Annotated in this window: 1 pseudogene; it reads right to left on the bottom strand. The window is 62.3% G+C overall.

Annotated features, from left to right (window positions below):
• A pseudogene (locus AC0L2P_RS32215) lies at window positions 1–342 on the bottom strand (calcium-binding protein); the annotation flags it as partial.

Genomic DNA, 342 nt, shown 5'->3' with positions numbered 1-342 from the left:
CGGGTTCGTGGTCGCGAGAAACTGGATGGACGAGCCGGCCGCAAGAGCATGGCTCACCGAAGCGAGCACCTTGTCGGTACCGCCGCTCACCGCCTCAACCACCTTGTCACCGGCATTGTCGACATAATAGGTGTCGTTGCCACCATAGCCGACCATGATGTCGGCGCCAGCACCACCGTTGATAACATTGGCGCCCGCATTGCCCTGGATGGTCTGGGCGAACTCGTTGCCGGTGAGGTTGATTGCCGTCGTGCCTGAGGGGCTTGTGGTCGCGAGAAACTGGATGGACGAGCCGGCCGCAAGAGCATGGCTCACCGAAGCGAGCACCTTGTCGGTACCGCC

This window comes from Mesorhizobium sp. WSM4836, from assembly GCF_055811815.1.
The sequence above is the reverse complement of the archived record's forward strand: the minus strand, read 5'-3'. Positions and strand labels throughout refer to the sequence as shown.